This window comes from Bacillus sp. EKM202B (genome assembly GCF_011066025.1).
Lineage (GTDB): Bacteria > Bacillota > Bacilli > Bacillales > Bacillaceae_G > Bacillus_A > Bacillus_A toyonensis.
Genome location: NZ_JAAMNK010000018.1, coordinates 60411 through 81839, shown reverse-complemented (window position 1 = coordinate 81839; position 21429 = coordinate 60411). Strand labels below are relative to the sequence as shown.

The window sequence follows — 21429 nt, the reverse complement described above, 5'->3', positions numbered from 1 at the left end:
GGTGATTGAGTTTCGTAATGTAAATAAATATTATGGTGACTTCCAAGTTTTAAAAGATATTAATCTGCAAGTACAAAAGGGTGAAGTGGTAGTAGTTGTTGGACCTTCAGGGTCAGGGAAAAGTACATTGCTTCGTTGTATAAATCAATTAGAGACAATTACAGATGGGGAATTAATTGTACAAAATACAGAGGTACACAATAAGAAAACGGATATGAATGAATTACGCCGAGATATCGGGATGGTCTTTCAACATTTTTATTTATATCCACATAGAACGGTTCTTCAAAATATTACACTAGCGCCTATTAAAGTAAATAAAGTTTCAAAAGAGGAAGCTGAGAAAACAGCGATGTTTTATTTAGAGAAAGTAGGAATCCCGGAAAAGGCTAATGTATACCCGCATCAATTATCCGGAGGTCAACAGCAAAGGGTAGCGATTGCTAGGGGACTTGCGATGCAGCCTGAAATTATGCTGTTTGATGAGCCTACGTCTGCTCTTGATCCGGAGATGATTGGAGAAGTGCTTGACGTTATGAAAACGCTAGCTAAAGAAGGAATGACGATGGTCGTCGTCACGCATGAGATGGGATTTGCGCGAGAAGTAGCAGATAGGATTTTATTTATGGATGAGGGCCAAATTATTGAGGATACAACACCAGCAGCATTTTTTGCAAACCCAGAACAAGAAAGGGCGCGTCTATTTTTAAGCCGAGTGTTAAATCATTAGAGGAGGAATTTTATGCTTAAAATGAAAAAGTTGTTTACCTTAATCGTATTCTCATGTTTATTCGTACTTGTCGTTGCCGGGTGCGGGAGTAAAAAAGATGAGGCGAAAGAAACGAATACGAAGCAAGGCGGGGCCATAGAGCAAATTAAGAAGCGTGGGAAATTAGTAGTTGGGGTGAAGAATGATACGAATTTATTTGGATTGAAAAACCCTTCAACAGGGCAGGTAGAAGGATTTGATGTTGATGTTGCAAAGGCGCTTGCGAAAAAAATCCTCGGAGATGAAAAGAAACTAGAATTAAAAGAAGTAACGTCTAAAACGCGTATTCCACTACTGAAAAATGGTGACATTGATGCAATTATCGCAACAATGACTATTACGGAAGAACGCAAAAAAGAAGTGGATTTCTCAGATGTATATTTTAAAGCGGGACAATCGTTACTTGTGAAAAAAGGAAGTAATATTAAGAGCATTGATGATATAAAACAAGGCGTTAAAGTGTTAGCGGTAAAAGGTTCAACATCTACAAATAACATTCGTCAAAAGTCACCAGAAGCGACTGTATTAGAATTTGAAAATTATAGTGAGGCATTTACAGCGTTAAAAGCAGGTAAAGGCGATGTTTTAACGACAGATAATGCGATTCTTTACGGAATGGCAAAACAAGATGCTAATTATGAAGTTGTAGGGAAAATTTTTACGGATGAACCGTACGGAATTGCAGTACAAAAAGGTGCAGATGATTTAACGAAAGAGATTAATAACTTACTAAAAGATATGAAGACGAGTGGAGAGTACGACAAATTATATGAAAAATGGATCGGTCAAAAACAAGAGAAGTAAAGTGAAACTTTATTTCTCGTGATAAATAGTAAGAGTGAGAGGATGAGAGTACTCATCCTCTTCTTGTAAAGAAAGAGGGGAGAATATGTGCCTGATTTTTCTATATTAACGAATAACATTGATATGTATTTAGAAGGATTTAAATATACGGTTATGTCTAGTGTAATCGCATTAATAGGTAGTTTTATTTTAGGGGTAATTTTGGCGGTAATGCGTATTGCACCGATTCGTATTTTAAATTGGGTGGGGTCCGCTTTTGTAGAGTTTGTAAGAAATATTCCACTCGTATTAATTGCATTTATATTTTATTTCGCTTTACCTGTAATAGGAATTACTTTAAATGGTTTTGTAGCAGGAACACTTACGCTTACCGTATATACTGCAGCGTTTATTGCGGAAGTAATTCGCGCTGGCATTTTATCAGTGGCAAAAGGGCAAATGGAGGCTGCGCGTTCTTCAGGATTAACGTATGTGCAAGGAATGTATTATATCGTCTTACCCCAAGCTATGAAAATTGTAATCCCCCCTTTAGGAAACCAATTTCTCAATTTAGTTAAAAACTCCTCAATACTTGGAATTATTGCTGGTGCTGATTTAATGTATCAAGGAGATTTAATTTCAACGAAGACATTTGTTACGTTCGATGTGTATATATTTGTCGGGATGTTTTATTTAATATTAACAATTCCGCTCAGTATGCTAGTGCGTTATTTAGAAAAACGCTTGGCAAAGGAGGCGGTATAAATGGATTTTAAAGGAGCAATAACAGGTGATCATATCCTCTTTTTGTTAAAAGGATTACTTATAACGTTAGAGGTAGCGCTCGTAGCAATTGTACTTAGCTTTATTATTGGTAGTGTAATAGGAATATTGCGCTATACGAAAATACCTGTCGTTTCACAAATATTAGGAGTTATCGTGGAAGTGATTCGAAATTTACCGCTACTTTTAATTATATTTTTTACGTATTTTGCACTTCCAGAAGCGGGATTGAAGTTAGAAATTATAACAGCTACAATTGTTGCTTTAACAATATTTGAAGCGGCAATGATATCTGAAATTGTTCGAAGCGGTCTATTATCTATCGAAAAAGGGCAGATTGAGGCTGCAAGGTCTTCAGGGTTAACGTATGTGCAAGCGCTTTGGCATATTATTTTGCCGCAAGCATTAAGAAGAATGGTCCCCCCGCTTGTTAGTCAGTTTATTTCATTGCTAAAAGATACGTCGCTCGCAGTTGTTATATCATTGCCAGAGCTTATGCATAATGCTCAAATTATTAGCGGGCAAAATGTAAATTATATGATTCCGACTTTTATAGTAGTGGCTTGTATGTATTTTATAGTGAATTATAGTTTATCAATTTTATCGAGAAGATTAGAGCTTCGTTAACTCTTACAATATATGTAAGGGTTTTTTCCTTGTTTCTCCTTATTTTCCTCTAAATAGTATCTAAATCTTGCAATAATTCGATTTTTTATATTATTTTATCAGAAAAGTGTTAATTTTATATAGAAATTGTAATCGCTTTCGTGTATATTTTTATTATCAGAAAATTTTAAAAAGAGATAGGGGTACTTGTAGGGGGAGGATTAAGATGCAGCAACCAACAAATGAGAAATTACATCGTACGATGAAGAGTAGACATTTATTTATGATCGCACTTGGTGGTGTAATCGGAACTGGCTTTTTTCTAGGTTCAGGTTACACTATTAATCAGGCTGGACCAGGGGGTGCCATCCTTTCATATTTAGTGGGCGGATTTATTATGTATTTAACAATGCTTTGTCTTGGAGAACTAACGGTAGCAATGCCAGTTTCAGGGTCTTTCCAAAAGTATGCGACGAAGTTTATTGGACCAGGAACAGGCTTTATGATCGGCTGGCTATATTGGCTTGGCTGGGCAGTAACAGTAGGACTGGAATTAACATCGATCGGTTTAATGATGAAAAGATGGTTTCCAACTGTTGATGTTTGGGTATGGTGTCTCGTATTCGGAGTTATTTTATATGCTTCAAACGCTATCTCAGCGAAAAGTTACGCTGAATTAGAGTTTTGGTTCTCTAGTATTAAAGTAGTTACAATTATTGCATTCGTTCTACTTGGTGGTAGTGCATTACTAGGATTTTTACCATACGATGGAAAAGAAGCGGCACCTCTTTTCTCTAACTTCGTAAGCGATGGCGGGTTATTCCCGAATGGACTAGCTGCCGTATTACTTACAATGATTACGGTTAACTTCTCATTCCAAGGAACAGAGTTAATCGGGATTGCAGCAGGAGAAAGTAAAGATCCAGAAAAAACAATTCCACGCGCAATTCGTAATACAGTATGGCGCATTATGTTATTCTTCATTTTAACAATGACGATTTTAGTAGGATTAATTTCTTGGAAAGAAGCAGGCGTAATTGAAAGTCCATTCGTAGTTGTATTTGATAAAATCGGTATTCCGTATGCAGCTGATATTATGAACTTCGTTATTATTACTGCTTTATTATCTGTAGCGAATTCAGGATTATATGCAGCAACGCGTATATTATGGTCACTTGCAAATGAAGGAATGGCACCAACTCCTTTCAAAAAAGTAAATAAACGTGGTATTCCAATTACAGCGCTAGTCGTAACGATTGCGGTAGCTGGATTATCTCTATTCACAAGTTTCCTTGCAGAAGATACAGTGTACATGTACTTATTATCGATAGCTGGTTTATCGGCTGTTTCAAGTTGGATCATTATTGCTCTATCGCAACTTCGCTTTAGAAGTCAGTATATAAAAGGTGGAGGAAAGTTAGAGGACTTAAAGTATAGAACACCACTATACCCGATTGTTCCAATTTTAGCTTTAATTACAAATAGCATCGTTGTTATTAGTTTAGCGTTTATTCCTGAACAAAGAATGGCGTTATACTGTGGTATTCCATTTATCATTTTCTGCTACATATATTATTATATGAGTAAGAAACGGCAGAAACCGATGAAAGTGGAGATGGAAAATACAAATGAAACTAACAATCAAACACGATGATATAGAGGCAGATTTATCATATGGTCAATTAGCGATTGGAAAAGAAAACGGGTATTCACCGTTACAATTACTCGTTTCTTCTATCGCAGGGTGTAGTGCAATTGTCTTTCGAACAATTTTAGAAAAGAAACGTATTACATATGATACGTTTACAATTGAGACTGACATTGGTAGAAGTGAAGCATTATCAAAACCAGTTGAAAGTGTTCATTTACATTATAAAATTAAAGCAGAAAACATTACAGAAGAGCAGTTGGACAAGGCGTTACAGCTTGCAGTGAAAAATTGTACGATTGTTCAATCTGTAAAAGATAGTATAAAGGTTACGGAAACGATTGAACTAATCAAGTGAAACATAAAAACGTGAGACTACGGCTCTCACGTTTTTATGTTTTAGAAAGAGGAGAAATTTAATGGAATGTTTAGGGTGTAAATTAGCAAACAAAGAGGAAAAAATATATAAAGTATATGAAAATGAATATGTAACATGTTTTTTAGATCATGCCCCTTTCTATCCAGGACATATTTTAATTGTGCCAAAGCATCATGTTGTAGAAGTGGACGAATTAGATGATGTTGTAGCAAAATCGATTATGGATGCTTCTAAGCTTATTGTAAAAGCGATTAAGTCATTATATAAACCAGATGGAGTTACAATTTGTCAAAATGGTGGAATCTTTAATGAGTTAACGCATTACCATATGCATGTCGTACCGAGATATAAAGAGCGCTCGTTTGCCGAGTTTTATACGGTACAACCTGGAGAAAAACAGAATCATAACTTTGAAGAAACAAAGACATTGTTAAAAGAAGCGATAGAGAACATACTGCATCCCGAAAAGGCGTAAGAGTGATATTCTTAAGGGGACAGTCAGGAAAATTCTAATAAACAAAAGCCCGATTTCTCAGTTAAAATAGAGAAATTGGGCTTTTGTTTATTCTATTATTAAATTTTATCTATTAAAGAATGCTGCAGTGTCACAAAGTATATCGCTCATTCGTTATATAGAATGAGAGGAGGAATTATATGAAAGTTACAAACAACGATTATGAAAAGATGGAAGAGCTATACGAGTTGTACGAACAAAAAGTTTATTATGTAGCGTATTCTATTTTAAATAATATTCAGCAGGCTGAAGATGCAGTTCAAGAGACGTTTATTACTCTTTATAAGAACTTGGAAAAGCTCCATAGCTTGAACACTCAAGAGCTTAAAAGCTACACTTTGAGGGTCGCGAAAAATAAGGCGATTGATAGTTACCGGAAAAATAAACGACATGAAACATTTTTAGAAGAATATGAAAGAGAATCAATAGAAGCAGTAGATGAAAATATTGAAGAGTGGGAAAAACGTCTAATGTCCGAGGTTCAAATTGATACATTGCTAAAAGAGTTAAATGAATCGAACAGACAGGTGTTTAAGTACAAAGTCTTCTATAACTTAACGTATCAAGAAATTTCAAGTGTCATGGGGATAACGGAGGCCAATGTCCGTAAGCAGTTTGAACGCGCTCGAAAACGAGTTCAAAATATGATAGGAGGTATACAACATGACGAATTCAAAGAACTCCAAAGAAATATATGAACTTGCTGAAAAGATTGCTTTAGATGATTTTGATAAACTCGAAGAACAACATGAATTTTCACATACATATACGCGCAAAAAGAAATTGTTTATGGAGGAAATGAAGCTGAAAGATGGACAATCGCAGAAAAAGCGTAAAAGACACCGTATGTTAATCGCTGCTGCCTGCTTATTGATTGGTATGCCGACAACCGTTTTTGGTGCAGTGAAAGTCTATAATATGATTGTCCAAAAACAAAATTATGAAGTAAATGTTTCAGTAACAAATAAGGATTCGAAAAAGAGTGATAAGTGGTATAAGTTAAAGATTGGTAAATTGCCAGAAAATATGGAAGCAATTGATGACAGTGCTATGAAATATTCATTTAAAGATAACTACGCAATGGGGGGATTTTCATTCGCTCTTCGGAGGGTAGGGGAAAATACAGATTTTCAAACTCTGTATTCGAAAAGTTACGAAGAAAAAGAGATAAATGGTAGGAAAGCAGTAATTGTCCATAAAGAAACAGGAAACAACAATGTAATGTTTGACAGAAAGGTCTTTCTCTTTTTTGAGAAAGAAGGGATTATGTTAGAGAGTTATATTGGATCCGATATAAACGAAGAACAAATGATGGAAGTGTTAGGGAGCATTTCACTTGAGCCTACGTCAAAAGAAAAGGCATCACATATAGTAGAATATGATGAAAATCGTTTTAGCAAAGCAGATGAACCTAAAAAAACTAAGGTGATTCCTTTGAAAAAAGATAGCAAACGACTATTTCATATAGGGCAAAAGGCTCCAGTAACTATAATCATGGATAACAGCCAAATTGAATATGTGATAGAAAAAGTTGAAGTCTTCGATTCAATCAAAGATTTTAAACAAGAAAACTTTAATGAACTTGGCTTAGAAATACTAAGCAAGAATAAGGCTTTAAATCAGATAGGAGAATTGCTACCATACAGACGGGATGAATATAAACTCGGAAATGGTAAAGATTCAATTGATAAACTAGTAGAATCAAAATTAGTTAATCCTAAATTTGTTTACTTAACAACAAAAGTGAAAAATATTGGGAAAAAGTCGACAGAAGAAATTTATATGCATCCATCCATAAAGTTGCTTAAATCTGAAGGTAATGCATGGAACTACGCTGAAAGAGATGGAATTGCGGAAAAAAATATTATGACAGGCGAAGTTGATTATTTAGAACCTCACGGAGAAGGGAAAAGCTTTTACAATATTGGCAGTATCCGACCAGGACAAACGGTAAAAGTTAACTTAGGTTATTTTGTAGATGAGGATAAGCTAGATTCAATTTTCCTTGATGCTTTCCGTTACAGTGGGTTTAGTGGGACGGAGAATATGAATGCGAAAAATCGTTGGTGGTTCGATATTCGCCAATAATAAAACAATAGGAATAACTAGACTAAAAAGCTGCTTATATTTAGCAGCTTTTTAATTTTCATACATATTTAAAATTTCTTTCGCACGTATACGTAGACCATCTATTAATTCCTTTGGTTCTAAAACTCTTGCATCTTTTCCTAGTCTATAAAATAAAGGCGTAATAAAATGAATTTCACCTTTATCAATTGTTGAATGTATATACCCCGTCCCATCTTCGTTTACTTCAATGAACTCTTCAAGGTAAGGAACGCTTTTACATTGGCGTACGCCTTCGGTTGTGAGTAAAACATGTAACTGAGTAGGAATGTTTATTACGTTAGAGTTAGAGGCAAACCATTCTTCTAAATTCATAAAAGTATCTTCGTTTTCTTCCGTGGATAGTATAGAAAGAATACGATCAACACGATACAGTAATACTTTCTGCCTGCTAAAGTCATAGGATGGCAAATACCATAAACTATCGTGAGCATATACACCGATAGGGTGAACGTGTTTTGTTTTTATCCCTGATTTAGATTCGTATTGAAAGTGTAAATTTTTATTTTCAATAGCCGCTGTTAACACTTCTTTTAAAAGTGGTGTATCAATTGTTCTCTTAGGATTCCAAAAGGCGATATAAGAGCGGATTTTATCAACTTTCGCTTTCGCATCGTTTTGAAGAGAGCTATACAGTTTATGAGTAACAGAATTGATTTCTGTATTGAAAGGCAAGTCTCGATAGTAGCTTAAAGATTGAAAAGCAAAAAAGATGGATACGGCTTCTTCTTCGGTAAATAAAATAGGCGGAATGACCCTATTCGTTAATACTTTATATCCTCCGTTACGACCTTGTTCAGCATAAATAGGCAACCCCATATCACTTAAATCTAAAATGTATCTATGAACAGTACGAACGGAAATATTAAATTCATCAGCTATTTCTTGCGCTGTAAATGTTTTTTTCGCAGAAGCAAATATAAGAATATCTAATAAGCGTTTAGCTTTTGACAAATATACCACCTGTTTCTTTTTAATATGACATTAATTGTCATGTTTTACTGTTAGTATATTGCTTACATCATAATTTTATCAAGATGAAACGTAAGGAGGAAAAAATATGTCACGTGAAATTGTTTTATTTATTGCGGCGAGCTTAGATGGATTTATTGCGAAAGAAGATGACGATTTACAGTGGTTAATGGAAACGGAAGGAGAGGGAGACAACGGTTATACAGAAATGTACGAAACGATTGATACAATAATTATGGGAAAAAGAACGTACGATTATGTAGTAGAGCATACGGAAACATTCCCGTATGTAGATAAAAAATGTTATGTTTTTTCTAACTCGGAAAAAGGTTCAAACGAACACGTGGAGTTTGTAAATGAAGATGTAGTGGAGTTTACGAAAAGGTTGAAAGAGCAGGAAGGATCTAAAATATGGATGGTTGGTGGAGGGAGTTTATTAAGAGAGTTCTTTAAGAATAATCTAATTGATGAATATGTTGTCACGATTACACCGCATATATTAGGTTCTGGAGTTCCGTTATTTCAAGACAAGAACCCGGAAATCAATTTAACTTTAACAGATACGAAACGTTTTGGGCAATTTGTAAATTTATATTATAAAGTAAAGTGATAAAAAAACACGACTATTGATGGTAGTCTTGTTTCTTTATAGATGGTAATGAAATTATAAAGCAAGACCCGTAATCGACTTCGCTCGTTACAATAATATTTCCGCCGTGTAGTTCTACAATTTCTTTTACGATAGATAGCCCTAAACCAGTTCCGCCTGTAGATCGTGTTCTTGCTTTATCAACACGATAAAAGCGGTCGAAAATGTGAGGGAGGTCTTCAGGGGGAATACCTTCACCGTCGTCCTCAATGGTGATGGAAATATGCTTATATTCTTCTGTAACAGAAATGTTGATATGAGAATGCTCTTTTGAATGTCTATAAGCGTTATTTAAAATGTTCACTATCACTTGTTCGAATCGCTGTTCATCTAAGTTGACTAACAGTGTAGGAGGACAAGTGAAAGAAACTTTAATGTGTCTTTCTTTATACATGGCGTTTACTTTTTCGGCTATGCGAGTAAGGAAAGTGTGTAAATGTACTTCCTTTACTTGAATAGAAAAGTTATGTTGTTCCATTTGAGCGAGTGAAAATAAATCTTGAACTAAGTTCGTAATATAATCAGACTCATCTTTTATTATAGATAAATATCGTAAACGTTGTTCAGGAGGTGTGCTGTCTTTTAAGGCAATGTCAGCGTAACCTCTTACGTATGTTAAAGGTGTACGTAATTCGTGAGCAACACTTGCTAGAAATTCACTTCTTTCCGTTTTCATATAATGTAAATCATTTGCGAGCGTTTGAATAGATTGTGCGAGTTCACCAATTTCATCATTTCGAGTAGTCGTTAATGAAACGGATAAATCACCTTTACTCATTTTTTCAGTGGCATGTTTCATGTGTAACAATGGCTTTGTTAATAAACGGGATAATAGAAAAATGGTGATGGCTGTTAGTAGAAATGTGATGATACCGGCAATAATGAATTGTTTTGTTAGCCTATTAACCATCTCTTCAATTGATTCAGTTCCAAGAAACATGTACACATAGCCCTCATGTTTTCCACCCACTACAATGGGGCTAACTGTACAAATATAATTAGATGTTTTCCAATGATTTTCTATAATAGCTCCGTTATGGTCGGTTCGAGTTTGCATTCCACTAATATGATTTTTTATAGTCGTGTTTATTTCGTTAGATTTAGCTAGTACTGCTTTATTTGCATTTGTAATAACAACAGTAGTTTCAGCTTCAGACTCCATTAATGCAACGTGAGAGATTGTTTGTTTATCATAATATTTTTCAAGTACATCTCGATGACTATTTCCTCGTTTTAATAGAGCAGTCATTTCTTCATTCACTCTATTGTTTACCAGACTATAATAGAGCAAAACAAAGAGGACGCTTTCGATTAAAAGTGTAACAATTAAAAAATAAAATCCGAATTGAATAGAAATTCGCTTCATCGTTTCGCTCCTAAATATTCGGTATCAACCCACCTGTAACCTACCCCGTACACAGTTTTTAAATGATGATCAATAGGGAAATTTGCTTTTCGCAATTTATCACGCAAATTACGAATATGTGAATCGACTGTGCGATCTTCGGTATTTGTGTTTAATCCCCAAATTCGTTCAATGAGCTGATCACGGCTTAATACATAATTTACATGGCGTAAAAATAATCCGAGTAAAGAGAATTCGATTGGTGTGAGAAGAAGTTCTTCATTATATACAGAAGCAAAGTGCTTCGCCTCATCCCATAGAATGCCGTGATATTGGATTTGTTTATGTTCATTTGTGCGCCTTAAAACAGCTTCAATTCTTGCGAAAAGTTCCTCTTCATGGAAAGGTTTCGTTACGTAATCATCCGCTCCGAGTTTTAATCCTTGGACGACATCAACTGTTTGATCACGAGCGGTAACCATAATAATAGGAACGTTACTAAATGAGCGGATTTTTTTGCACGTGTCCCATCCGTCCATCTTTGGCATCATAATATCCAGTAAAACAAATTTAAAGTTTCGGTTTTCTATATGTAAAATAGCTTCTTCTCCTGACGTCGCACATACGCAGTTATATCCGATTGGAGTAAGATAAAGCGTTAATAATTCAAGCATTCTCGGTTCATCGTCTACGAGTAGTATATCAATCATAGAGAGCCCTCCATATTTATAATCGTTACTTAAAGTGTAATGCAAAATCATGAAGAAATGGTGCAGATTATGATGTGTCTGCATAATTTCTTCAGAATTGCTTGTTATTATGGAGTTGAAATTACATTTTAGGTAATCATATTGGCTCAAAAATGATTAATACGGAGGCGGTATAGTGAAAAAAATGACCCGAATTTTTGGGATAACAATAATTACAGCAGTTGGTCTTGCTGCATGCGGACAAACGAATACAGACCATAAAAACCATGAATCTACAAAAGAGAAGAAAACAGAGCAAAAGGAAATGAAAATGAATCAAGAGGTAACTGCGCCGAAAGAAATGAATAAAGGGGCATCGAATGATTTATTAACGACAAGTTTAAAAAACGTAACGAGATTAAATACAAATGATCCATTGCAAATGGCAGTACTAACTTCGCAAACGATATGGCCAGCAACGCATAAAGAGAATCAGCCAGGCGCTATTATTTTAGTACCAGTAAATGAGTGGCAATTAAGTATTGCGAGTGCGGATCTTATTCACCATCCGAATAATGGGCCGATTTTATTTATAGAAAAAGAAAAGGTACCTGAAATGACGTTAAAAGAAATAAAACGATTAAATCCGCTCGGAACGAAAGATGGAACACAAATTATGGTGATGGGGGATGTAAGTGCATCTATCCTTGAGCAATTAAAAGAATATAAAGTAAAGCAAATAAAAGAAACAGATCCAGCTATATTTGCTAAAGATGTTGATAAAGAATATGCCGATATAACAGGAAGCTATCCAAATAGCGTTATTGTCGGTTCGTCTGAAGAAGAAGGACGTTTGTATACAACACCAGCTGTAAACTGGATTTCTCATATGCCAGAGCCACTACTCTATACAGAAAAGAATAAAGTGCCAGAAGCGACAATTGAGGCGTTAAAGATGAGAAAAGATAAAGCGAATATATATGTGTTAGGACCAGAGAAAATCGTTTCAAAAGAAGTAGAACGAGAGTTAAGTAAATATGGGAAAGTAACGCGTATTAGTGGAGAGACTCCACTAGAAAATTCTATCGCATTTGCGAAGTTTAAAGATGAAAAAACAAAGTTCGGCTGGGGATTCACAAAACCAGGTCACGGTTTGTCATTTGTTTCAAGCGAAACACCAGACTTAGCAATTGCAGGAGCACCGTTTTCACATATGGGTAAACACGCACCTGTTGTATTATTAGAAGAAGGTAAAGCTTCACAACCAGTGTATGACTTCCTTGCTAGTATTCAGCCAAAGTTTAAAGCTGACCCAACACTGGGACCATATAACCATGGTTTCCTTTTAGGCAGTACGAGTAATATTTCATTTGAAACACAAGGAATATTAGATGAGAGATTAGAGATTGTTCAAGAAAGTGGTCAAGGTCACGGTGGACATTAATGAAACGAGAAAAGACGCTACGAAGATAGCGTCTTTTTTTAGGAAACTTTTACATAGCGCAATATCCTTTACTCGTTATATAATAGCCTTCGTGCAGTCGGCATGATTTTCTTATGGAGAAAATCAAATGATAGAAGAGTAGAGGAGGGGTATTTTGTTTCAAACGATAAAAAATGATTGGTTCTCCAACGTGAAAGGGGATGTGCTATCAGGAATTGTTGTTGCTTTAGCGTTAATTCCTGAAGCGATTGCTTTCTCTGTTATTGCAGGCGTGGATCCGACTGTTGGATTATACGCAGCCTTTTGTATTGCGGTTACCATGTCGTTTGTTGGTGGAAGAACTGGGATGATTTCAGCTGCAACAGGTGCAATGGCATTATTAATGGTGACGCTCGTTAAAGATCACGGTTTGCAATATTTATTTGCTGCGACAATATTAACAGGTATTGTCCAAATTATTTTTGGTGTGTTCAAACTGAGCTCATTTATGAAGTTTGTTCCGAAATCTGTTATGAGTGGTTTTTTAAATGCACTTGGAATTTTAGTTTTTACAGCGCAATTGCCGCAGTTTAAAAATGCAACTTGGCAAATGTATGCGCTTGTCGCATTAGGACTTGCAATTATATATTTATTTCCACGTATTACAACGGCTGTGCCGTCTACACTTATTTCAATTATTATTGTGACAAGCATTGCGCTTATGAGTGGATTACAGTTGAAAACAGTAGGGGATATGGGAAGCTTACCGAAAGAATTACCGTTCTTTAGTATTCCTGATGTTCCGTTTACACTTGAGACATTAGGTATTATTTTGCCATACGCAGTTATGCTTGCAATTATTGGCTTACTAGAGTCTTTATTAACTGCTTCGGTTTTAGATGATATGACACATACAGAAAGTAATAAACATAAAGAGGCACGTGGACAAGGGATTGCGAACATTGTTGCTGGATTTTTCGGAGGAATGGCAGGATGTGCAATGATTGGCCAATCTGTTATTAACATTAAGTCAGGTGGACGAGGGCGTTTATCAACATTTGTAGCGGGCGGATTTTTAATCGTATTACTATTTGTTTTAGGTGATTATGTTGTTCATATTCCGATGGCAGCTTTAGTTGCAGTTATGATTATGGTTTCAATTGGAACATTTGATTGGAACTCTGTAGCGACGATTCATAAAGTGCCAAAAGGAAATGCGTTCGTCATGATCGTAACGGTTTTCGTTGTTCTTATCACCCACAATCTAGGATTAGGCGTGATTATTGGGACAGTAATTAGTGCTGTTTTATTTGCATTCAACATGGCAAAGATTCACGTGAAACATTTATATATTGAAAATAAGAAAATATACGAAATTCATGGCCAACTATTCTTCGCATCTACGGCAGATTTTATAAATGCTTTTTCATTTAATGAAGATGTAAAAGAAATTGAAATGAACTTTACTCATGCACACGTATGGGATGATTCAGCAGTGGCCGCAATTGATAAAGTTATCATAAAGTATGAACAGATTGGTGTAAAAGTAAGTATAACGGGATTAAATGAACGTAGTTCGAAGCTCGTTACAAATTTAGCGGCTTATAATAAAAGGATTGCTGGCTAAAGGACTATGATTTTTTAATCTTATACTATTTATTAGCCCCTTTTAAAAAACAAAAAAGGGGCTTTTGTATTATAATACGAGTAAGATAATGAAAAGGGGATTCAGCATATGTACAAACAAATCATATTAGCATGTGATGGTTCTGAACATGCACTTCGGGCAGCGGAGCATGCAATACATATTGCGAAATGTAGTGAAGAAGCAAATGTTGAAATTGTATATGTCGTAGATAATAGAACAGCAAAATCAGATATTATACACGGACAAACAGATTTTGAAACAATATCAGCTAGTCGGAAAGATAAATTAAAAGAGATTGAAGGATTATTAAAGGAAGAGAAGATTTCTTATAAATTTACGATTCTGCATGGTGATCCTGGTGATACGCTCGTTCAATATGTAAATACAGGGGATATAGATCTTGTTATTGCTGGGAGCAGAGGATTAAATACATTACAAGAAATGATGCTTGGTAGCGTAAGTCATAAAATAGCAAAACGAGTGAAATGTCCAGTAATGATTATAAAATAAAATGAAATAGCACGTAACTAAGACTTTGGGATACCCGAGGTCTTTTTTTATGTATAAATGACATCCTTTTGTGGAAATACTAGATATATAAGTTGAAAAGATGTTAACTTACAAATTTGTAAGTTTGTTGTTAGGAAAATCGATGTTATGAAAATTTTCCCATTGGTAAAATAAAAGTATCAAAGGGGAGATAGGGAGGATGGAAGGTATGAAATCATTTCAAAATTTATCATATAGTCAAGGGGTAAGCTTAATTTGTTTAGGGGGATTTGCTGCATCTGTTACGTTAGCTGTATTAATAAAGGTATTTCATCAAATTTTTTAATTTTATAGTAGGGAAGGAATTGATTGTTATAGCTAGTAAGAAAAGTGCTGTAAATAAAGAATAGCTCTTAGCGTATAGAATAAACGCTAAGAGCTATTTTTATGTTTGTTTACATATTTATATTTTGTTTAAGCTTGTTTTGACTTTGCAGATCCTGTATTTAAAGTAAGGGCAAGGAAGAACATTGCAAGTACGCAAGATACAAGTAATAAAATGAATCCGCCATCCCATCCGAATGCATCTACAATAAAGCCCATAGCTGCGCTAGCAAAAGTAGCTCCGCCTAGGTAACCAAAGAAACCAGTTAGGCCTGCTGCAGTTCCAGCAGCTTTCTTTGGTGCTAAGTCAAGTGCGTGAAGACCAATTAGCATAACAGGTCCGTAAATTAAAAATCCAATGGAAACAAGTGCGATACTATCAATGATTGGGTGACCAGCAGGATTTAGCCAGTAAACAAGAACGGCAATGAATACACCGACCATAAATAAAATACCAGCAGGTGCGCGGCGTCCTTTAAATAGTTTATCACTCATCCATCCGCAAAGAAGTGTACCTGGAATACCAGCCCATTCATATAGAGCGTAAGCTGTACGTGAGCTACTATGAGTAAAGCTTTTTTCCTCTACTAAATAAGTAGGAGCCCAGTCTACAACGCCGTAACGTACGAAATATACGAAAACGTTCGCGATAGCGATGTACCATAAAAATTTATTGTTTAGTACGTATTTAAATAAAATTTCTTTTACCGAAAGTTCGCGTTCGCGATCTTTCACTTTTTCACCTGATGGATATTCGCCAGTATGTTCCTCAATAGACGGTAATCCACAAGATTGGGGTGTATCTCTCATCGTAATTAATACATAAATACCAACTAAAATTGAAAGAATACCTGGGAAGTAAAATATACTTTTCCAGTCATTTGCAAAGAAGTATAAGCCTAATGTAACGAGAGAAGGCATAAGTGCGCCGCCGACGTTATGAGCGACGTTCCAAATAGACATTTTTGTACCACGTTCACTAATAGAGAACCAGTGAACCATCGTACGACCACAAGGAGGCCATCCCATCCCTTGTACCCATCCATTTAAAAACTGAAGTACAAACATAAGTATAATGCTCGTTGTAATGAAAGAAAATGAGCCGAAAATAATATTAATGATACCTGATAAAAATAGCCCAGCTGCTAAAAAGTAGCGAGGATTACAACGGTCGGATACGATACCCATAAGAAATTTACTTAATCCGTAAGCGATAGATACTGCTGAAAGGATAACCCCAAGTTCCCCTTTACTAAAGCCTTGTTCAATTAAGTATGGCATTGCTAGTGAAAAGTTTTTTCGAACAAAGTAGTAACCTGCATAACCGATGAAGATACCTAAAAATACTTGTAAACGTAATTTACGGTATTCGCTATCAATGCGATCAGCTGGTAAGCGTTCTGCATGGGGCGCAGGTTTAAATAATTGTGTGAAAAACATAAAATGAAAATCCTCCCCTAATTAATTGGAAGCGTTTAAGACAGAGAGAATATAAAAAGGCCATGAAATATAAAAAAGTTCCCTTTTTTATGATTCATAGCCGTATACTCCGATTCTCCGTGACTGTCAATATTAACTTCGACGAAAATTATACAACTTTGTGACAAAAATGTAAACGTTTTTATGAATAAAAGGTATTGACGGATTTTGTTCGTGGGATTAATATTTAAATACGTTAAATATTTTATTGTTTAAATAAGAGGTGGATAACATGCCAAATGATATGACTCATATTGATAAGATTCAAGCTCTTACATTCGCTATAGGAAAGAAAATGCAAACAGAGCTATTGGAACAAATGCAAGCATCAGGACTTACACCACCGCAATTTTATATTTTAAAGATTTTAGATCATTACGGAGCTTCAAGAGCGACACAATTGGCGGAGAAAATGTACGTAAAACCGAGCGCCATTACAGTAATGATCGACCGTTTAATTGATCATGAGTTAGTAGAGCGTTATCACGATGATAATGATCGCCGTGTTGTTGTCATTGAGCTAACGAAAAAGGGGAAAAATACAGTAAAAGAGGCGATGGCAGCTCGTAATGAGCATATCGCAAAATACTTTTCACAATTAGAATTACAAGAACGAGAAGATTTGTTGCGCCTCTTTGAAAAGTTAGAAACCATTATTTGCGGGACACAAGAGAAAAAAGAGAATAAATAAGAGGAATTGAGGAGATTACATGGAGCAACAAGGCAATACAAATAGAAAGTTGTTGTTAATTGGTTTAGTAATTGCGATGCTATTTGCTGCGTTAGACGGAACAATCGTTGGTACAGCGATGCCGCGTATCGTTGGTGAACTTGGCGGACTAAGCTTAATGACATGGTTAACAACAGCTTATATGTTAACATCAACGACAGTCGTACCAATTGCAGGTAAATTAGCGGATTTACTTGGGCGTCGTAACGTATATATAACAGGGCTAGTTATTTTTATGATTGGTTCAGCGTTATGTGGTATGGCAAATGGTATGACAGAATTAATTATTTTCCGTGGTATCCAAGGTCTTGGTGGCGGTATTATGATGCCGATGGCTATGATTATTATTGGAGACATGTTCACGGGAAAAGAACGTGCGAAATGGCAAGGTATTTTTGGTGCGTTATACGGTCTTGCTTCTGTAATTGGACCACAAGTTGGTGGTTGGATTGTAGACGCAGTGAACTGGAGATGGGTATTCTACATTAATTTACCAGTTGGTATTTTAGCAACAGTCTTTATCGCAATGGGATTAAAATCACATAAACAAACGGGACCAATTAAAATTGATATCGCTGGAATCTTTACGATGATTCTCGGTGTTGTAAGTTTATTACTTGCGTTAACGTTTGGCGGAAAAGATTACGCATGGGATTCTTGGCAAATTATCGGTTTATTTGCACTAGCTGTAATTGGTATCGTTAGTTTCGTTATCGTTGAAACGAAAGCTGAAGAACCAATTTTACCGATGCATTTCTTTAAAAACCGTACGTTTACAATACTTAATGCGATTGGATTCTTTATGAGTATCGGAATGTTCGGTGCGATTATGTTCGTACCATTCTTCATGCAAGGTATTGTAGGAGTAAGTGCTGCTGAATCGGGAACGATTATGACACCGATGATGATTACAATGATTGTTATGAGTATTATTGGTGGGCAACTTGTATTAAAAGTCGGTGTAAAACCACAAATTATCGCAGGTATGCTCATTATGGCTGGTGGTTTCTGGTTATTAACAACGATGGATATGCACACAACTAAACTGACTGCAACTTCTTATATGATGGTTATCGGTTTAGGCATGGGTCTTGTAATGCCGACTTTAACATTAGCGTTACAAGAAAGCTTCCCGAAAAAAGACCTTGGTGTCGTAACATCATCAAGTCAGTTTTTCCGTCAAATCGGTGGGACATTCGGTATTACAATTTTAGGATCAATTATGAATAACACGTCAGGTACAACATTAACAAATAAGTTAGTACCTGTATTAGATACATTCCCGAAAGAAGCGGGACAAATGGTAACAAAATTTAAAGATATGATTCATACAGACCCACAAGGTTTATATTCGATGCTATTTAGTCCAGAGGCATTAAAACAAATGCCAGAAGCATTTGCTAACAGTATCGTACCAATTTTGAAAAATTCTTTAGTAGACTCACTTCATACTGTATTCTTAACAGGATTAGTATTTATCATAGTAGGCGCTATCTTTACGATTTTCTTACAGAAAATTAAACTGTCGGATCGTAAAAAAGATGCTGAAGAGCCTGCTGTAGAAGAACAAGAAAAAACTGTATCATATTCGTAATGAAAAAGCATCGCCATTAGGCGATGCTTTTTTGAGTATAACCTTAAAAGCTTTTTTGTGAGAAATGATTGACGTATTTTTATAAATGCGTTATATTATTTTCTGTAAACGGTTACATGAAATGAGGAGAAAAGAGAATGAGTACGATTAAAGACGTTGCGAAATTAGCGGGAGTATCTGTTGCGACCGTTTCCAGAGTGTTAAATAAAAATGGATATGTTCATGAGGATACGTTAAAGAAAGTAGAACGAGCAATTGAAATGCTAGATTATAAACCTAGTACAGTAGCGCGTTCTTTATATAATAAAAAATCTCGTTTAATTGGGTTAGTAGTTCCAAATATCGTGAATCCATTCTTTCCAGAAGTTGCACGTGCCGTAGAAGATGTAGCACATAAACAAGGTTACACAGTTGTCCTTTGTAACTCTGATGAAAGTTTAGAAAAAGAGAAACAATACATTGATGTACTTAGACAAAATAATGTAGATGGATTTATTGTAGCAACGAATCCACAAAATAGTATAAATTACATGAATTTATCAGTTCCAGTCGTTGCGATTGACCGTATGTTTAATGAGCGTATTCCTACTGTATATGCTGATAACTATGCAGGAAGTCAGGATGCGACAAGGTTGTTAATAGATAAAGGATGCAAACATATTGCATATATTCGTGGACCACGTGATGTAAGTACAGCGAATGAGCGTTTTGAAGGTTTTGTAGATATCATTACGCAAAATAATCTTTCATATATGATTGCAGAGAGTACATTTGACCCAGCAAATAGTGAGCGTGTAGCAATGGAATTATTAGAAGAATACCCGCATATTGATGGTATTGTTGCTGGGAATGATTTAATTGCAATTGGTATTGTAAAGGCTGCACTTCAAAAAGGAATGGCTATTCCTGACGATTTACAAATTATCGGATTCGATGGAATTTCTTTAACAGAAATGATGTATCCATCTATTACAACTGTTGCACAGCCAATATATGAGATGGGGAAAATTGCAACAGAGTTGTTGTTAGAGCAAATGGAAGGAAATGCATTGGAAGAGAAACACTATCGTTTACCGATTAAAATTATAGAAAGAAATACAACGAAGTAAGGAGATGAAACAGATGCCAAATATTGCAGTAGTAGGTAGTATTTCAATGGACTTAGTGGCTGTTTCAAAGAAACGGCCGAAAGCAGGAGAAACAGTAATTGGTGAAGCATTTCATACGATCCCAGGAGGGAAAGGGGCGAACCAAGCAGTTGCTGCAGCTAGATTAGGTGCCAATGTAGCAATGGTTGGAGCAGTAGGAAATGATGATTACGGAACAGTAGTTAGAAAAAATTTAGAGAACGAACGTGTTTTTATCGACTATGTGGTACCGGTTACAGATAGAACGACAGGAATTGCTCATATCGTTTTAGCAGAAGAGGATAACAGTATTGTTGTCGTACAAGGAGCAAATGCTCTTGTGAATGAATCGGTTGTAGATCGTTCAAAAGATCTTCTCGTAAAAGCTGATATGGTTGTTCTACAATTAGAGATTCCGCTTGAAACAGTAAAGTATGTTCTATCTATTTGCGAAGAACATAAAATTCCAGTTATGTTGAATCCAGCGCCAGCACAAGTGTTATCAGAAGACATATTAGAAAAGGCAACGTATATTACGCCAAATGAACATGAGTGCCGCATTGTATTAGATGATTTTACATCACCAATTGAAGATTTACTGGCGAAATATCCAAATAAACTATTGATGACAGAAGGTTCTAACGGTGTTCGTTTCCATAATGGTACGGAGATTCTACATATTCCTAGCATTGCTGTTGATGTAGTGGATACGACTGGAGCTGGTGATACATTTAATGGTGCGTTAGCAGTTGCACTTTCTGAAGGAGAAACGCTTCAAAAAGCAATTCGTTTTGCGAATATTGCTGGAGGCCTTTCTGTAACAAAACTTGGGGCACAAGGCGGTATGCCGACGAGAGATAGAGTACGTGAAGTGCAGGTGATTGTCGGATGAAAAAGCACGGTGTATTAAACAGTGAGATTGCGGCAGTCCTGGCTTCACTCGGACATACAGATACTCTTGTAATTGCTGATTGCGGATTACCGATTCCTGATGGAGTAAAGCGAATTGATTTAGCTGTTGAACTTGGAAAGCCGAGTTTTTTAGATGTATTACAAGTTGTAGCTGATGATATGGCAATTGAAAAAGTGACGTTAGCAGAAGAAGTCATTATCAATAATGCGGAAGTAAATAAAGAGATTGAGCTGCAATTAAAAGAACCAGCATTTGAATATGTATCACATGAACAATTTAAAGAAAATACAAAAAAAGCGAAGGCAATTATCCGTACAGGAGAGGCTACGCCTTATGCCAATGTAATTTTGCATGCAGGCGTGATTTTTTAATAAAAGG

Annotated in this window: 23 protein-coding genes; 19 read left to right on the top strand and 4 right to left on the bottom strand. The window is 35.8% G+C overall.

Annotated elements, in window-relative coordinates; genetic code table 11:
- Position 1 precedes the first annotated feature (1 nt).
- The 9 genes from G9F74_RS20110 to G9F74_RS20070 all read left to right on the top strand — a co-directional run bounded on the left by G9F74_RS20110 (position 2) and on the right by G9F74_RS20070 (position 7570).
- Positions 2-730 carry an amino acid ABC transporter ATP-binding protein gene (locus G9F74_RS20110; protein WP_165406238.1) on the top strand — a complete coding sequence of 243 codons (729 nt, stop codon included), beginning with the start codon at positions 2-4 and terminating at the stop codon, positions 728-730.
- A 12-nt stretch (positions 731-742) separates the two neighbouring features.
- Positions 743-1573, top strand: a complete 831-nt coding sequence (glnH, locus tag G9F74_RS20105; protein ID WP_016107532.1) for a glutamine ABC transporter substrate-binding protein GlnH — start codon at positions 743-745, stop codon at positions 1571-1573.
- An 87-nt stretch (positions 1574-1660) separates the two neighbouring features.
- Complete coding sequence (locus tag G9F74_RS20100) at positions 1661-2317, top strand: amino acid ABC transporter permease (RefSeq protein WP_016107533.1); 657 nt, start codon at positions 1661-1663, stop codon at positions 2315-2317.
- Positions 2318-2962: an amino acid ABC transporter permease gene (locus tag G9F74_RS20095; RefSeq protein ID WP_000345979.1), complete on the top strand. Its 645-nt coding sequence runs from the start codon at positions 2318-2320 to the stop codon at positions 2960-2962.
- A gap of 205 nt (positions 2963-3167) precedes the next feature.
- Entirely contained in the window at positions 3168-4595 is a 1428-nt protein-coding gene (locus tag G9F74_RS20090; protein WP_016107534.1) for an amino acid permease, read from the top strand.
- The gene (locus G9F74_RS20085; protein ID WP_016107535.1) at positions 4570-4947 is read left to right on the top strand and encodes an OsmC family protein; all 378 of its coding nucleotides are present in this window, start codon (positions 4570-4572) and stop codon (positions 4945-4947) included. The genes G9F74_RS20090 and G9F74_RS20085 overlap by 26 nt, the downstream gene beginning before the upstream one ends.
- A 61-nt stretch (positions 4948-5008) precedes the next feature.
- On the top strand, positions 5009-5443 hold the full coding sequence (locus G9F74_RS20080) for an HIT family protein (RefSeq protein ID WP_000388979.1): 435 nt from the start codon (positions 5009-5011) through the stop codon (positions 5441-5443).
- A 179-nt stretch (positions 5444-5622) separates the two neighbouring features.
- Positions 5623-6180 carry an RNA polymerase sigma factor gene (locus G9F74_RS20075; RefSeq protein WP_016107536.1) on the top strand — a complete coding sequence of 186 codons (558 nt, stop codon included), beginning with the start codon at positions 5623-5625 and terminating at the stop codon, positions 6178-6180.
- Complete coding sequence (locus G9F74_RS20070; protein WP_016107537.1) at positions 6146-7570, top strand: DUF4367 domain-containing protein; 1425 nt, start codon at positions 6146-6148, stop codon at positions 7568-7570. The genes G9F74_RS20075 and G9F74_RS20070 overlap by 35 nt, the downstream gene beginning before the upstream one ends.
- A gap of 51 nt (positions 7571-7621) precedes the next feature.
- Here G9F74_RS20070 and G9F74_RS20065 read toward each other — a convergent pair whose 3' ends face one another.
- Entirely contained in the window at positions 7622-8563 is a 942-nt protein-coding gene (locus tag G9F74_RS20065; protein ID WP_000030264.1) for a helix-turn-helix transcriptional regulator, read from the bottom strand.
- A 106-nt stretch (positions 8564-8669) separates the two neighbouring features.
- Here G9F74_RS20065 and G9F74_RS20060 point away from each other — a divergent pair, with 106 nt between their 5' ends.
- On the top strand, positions 8670-9191 hold the full coding sequence (locus G9F74_RS20060; protein WP_016107538.1) for a dihydrofolate reductase family protein: 522 nt from the start codon (positions 8670-8672) through the stop codon (positions 9189-9191).
- 13 nt (positions 9192-9204) lie between these two features.
- Here the strand turns inward: G9F74_RS20060 and G9F74_RS20055 are convergent, their stop codons facing one another.
- Together G9F74_RS20055 and G9F74_RS20050 are read right to left on the bottom strand one after the other, a co-directional pair.
- On the bottom strand, positions 9205-10596 hold the full coding sequence (locus tag G9F74_RS20055) for a sensor histidine kinase (protein ID WP_016107539.1): 1392 nt from the start codon (positions 10594-10596) through the stop codon (positions 9205-9207).
- Positions 10593-11285, bottom strand: coding sequence for a response regulator transcription factor (locus tag G9F74_RS20050; RefSeq protein WP_016107540.1), 693 nt, complete (start codon positions 11283-11285; stop codon positions 10593-10595). Before G9F74_RS20050 ends, G9F74_RS20055 begins: the two co-directional genes overlap by 4 nt.
- 175 nt (positions 11286-11460) lie before the next feature.
- On the opposite strand from G9F74_RS20050, the gene G9F74_RS20045 reads away from it, so the two are divergent.
- The 4 genes from G9F74_RS20045 (at position 11461) to G9F74_RS20030 (ending at position 15170) form a co-directional block, all read left to right on the top strand.
- Complete coding sequence (locus G9F74_RS20045; RefSeq protein WP_016107541.1) at positions 11461-12708, top strand: cell wall-binding repeat-containing protein; 1248 nt, start codon at positions 11461-11463, stop codon at positions 12706-12708.
- Between the two features lie 154 nt (positions 12709-12862).
- Positions 12863-14314, top strand: a complete 1452-nt coding sequence (locus tag G9F74_RS20040) for a SulP family inorganic anion transporter (RefSeq protein WP_016107542.1) — start codon at positions 12863-12865, stop codon at positions 14312-14314.
- A gap of 108 nt (positions 14315-14422) precedes the next feature.
- Positions 14423-14845 carry a universal stress protein gene (locus G9F74_RS20035; RefSeq protein ID WP_000277986.1) on the top strand — a complete coding sequence of 141 codons (423 nt, stop codon included), beginning with the start codon at positions 14423-14425 and terminating at the stop codon, positions 14843-14845.
- Between the two features lie 208 nt (positions 14846-15053).
- Entirely contained in the window at positions 15054-15170 is a 117-nt protein-coding gene (locus tag G9F74_RS20030; protein ID WP_000834733.1) for a DUF4027 family protein, read from the top strand.
- 128 nt (positions 15171-15298) lie between these two features.
- Here G9F74_RS20030 and glpT read toward each other — a convergent pair whose 3' ends face one another.
- Positions 15299-16648 carry a glycerol-3-phosphate transporter gene (gene glpT / locus G9F74_RS20025; RefSeq protein WP_000466380.1) on the bottom strand — a complete coding sequence of 450 codons (1350 nt, stop codon included), beginning with the start codon at positions 16646-16648 and terminating at the stop codon, positions 15299-15301.
- Between the two features lie 271 nt (positions 16649-16919).
- Here glpT and G9F74_RS20020 point away from each other — a divergent pair, with 271 nt between their 5' ends.
- From G9F74_RS20020 to rbsD, 5 genes are all read left to right on the top strand, one after another.
- Positions 16920-17378: a MarR family winged helix-turn-helix transcriptional regulator gene (locus G9F74_RS20020; protein WP_001132370.1), complete on the top strand. Its 459-nt coding sequence runs from the start codon at positions 16920-16922 to the stop codon at positions 17376-17378.
- A gap of 19 nt (positions 17379-17397) precedes the next feature.
- On the top strand, positions 17398-19011 hold the full coding sequence (locus G9F74_RS20015) for an MDR family MFS transporter (protein WP_000437662.1): 1614 nt from the start codon (positions 17398-17400) through the stop codon (positions 19009-19011).
- A 137-nt stretch (positions 19012-19148) separates the two neighbouring features.
- Complete coding sequence (rbsR, locus tag G9F74_RS20010; protein WP_016107543.1) at positions 19149-20120, top strand: ribose operon transcriptional repressor RbsR; 972 nt, start codon at positions 19149-19151, stop codon at positions 20118-20120.
- 13 nt (positions 20121-20133) lie between these two features.
- Positions 20134-21030, top strand: coding sequence for a ribokinase (rbsK, locus tag G9F74_RS20005; protein ID WP_001132872.1), 897 nt, complete (start codon positions 20134-20136; stop codon positions 21028-21030).
- Positions 21027-21422 carry a D-ribose pyranase gene (gene rbsD, locus G9F74_RS20000; RefSeq protein WP_000716145.1) on the top strand — a complete coding sequence of 132 codons (396 nt, stop codon included), beginning with the start codon at positions 21027-21029 and terminating at the stop codon, positions 21420-21422. Before rbsK ends, rbsD begins: the two co-directional genes overlap by 4 nt.
- Positions 21423-21429 lie beyond the last annotated feature (7 nt).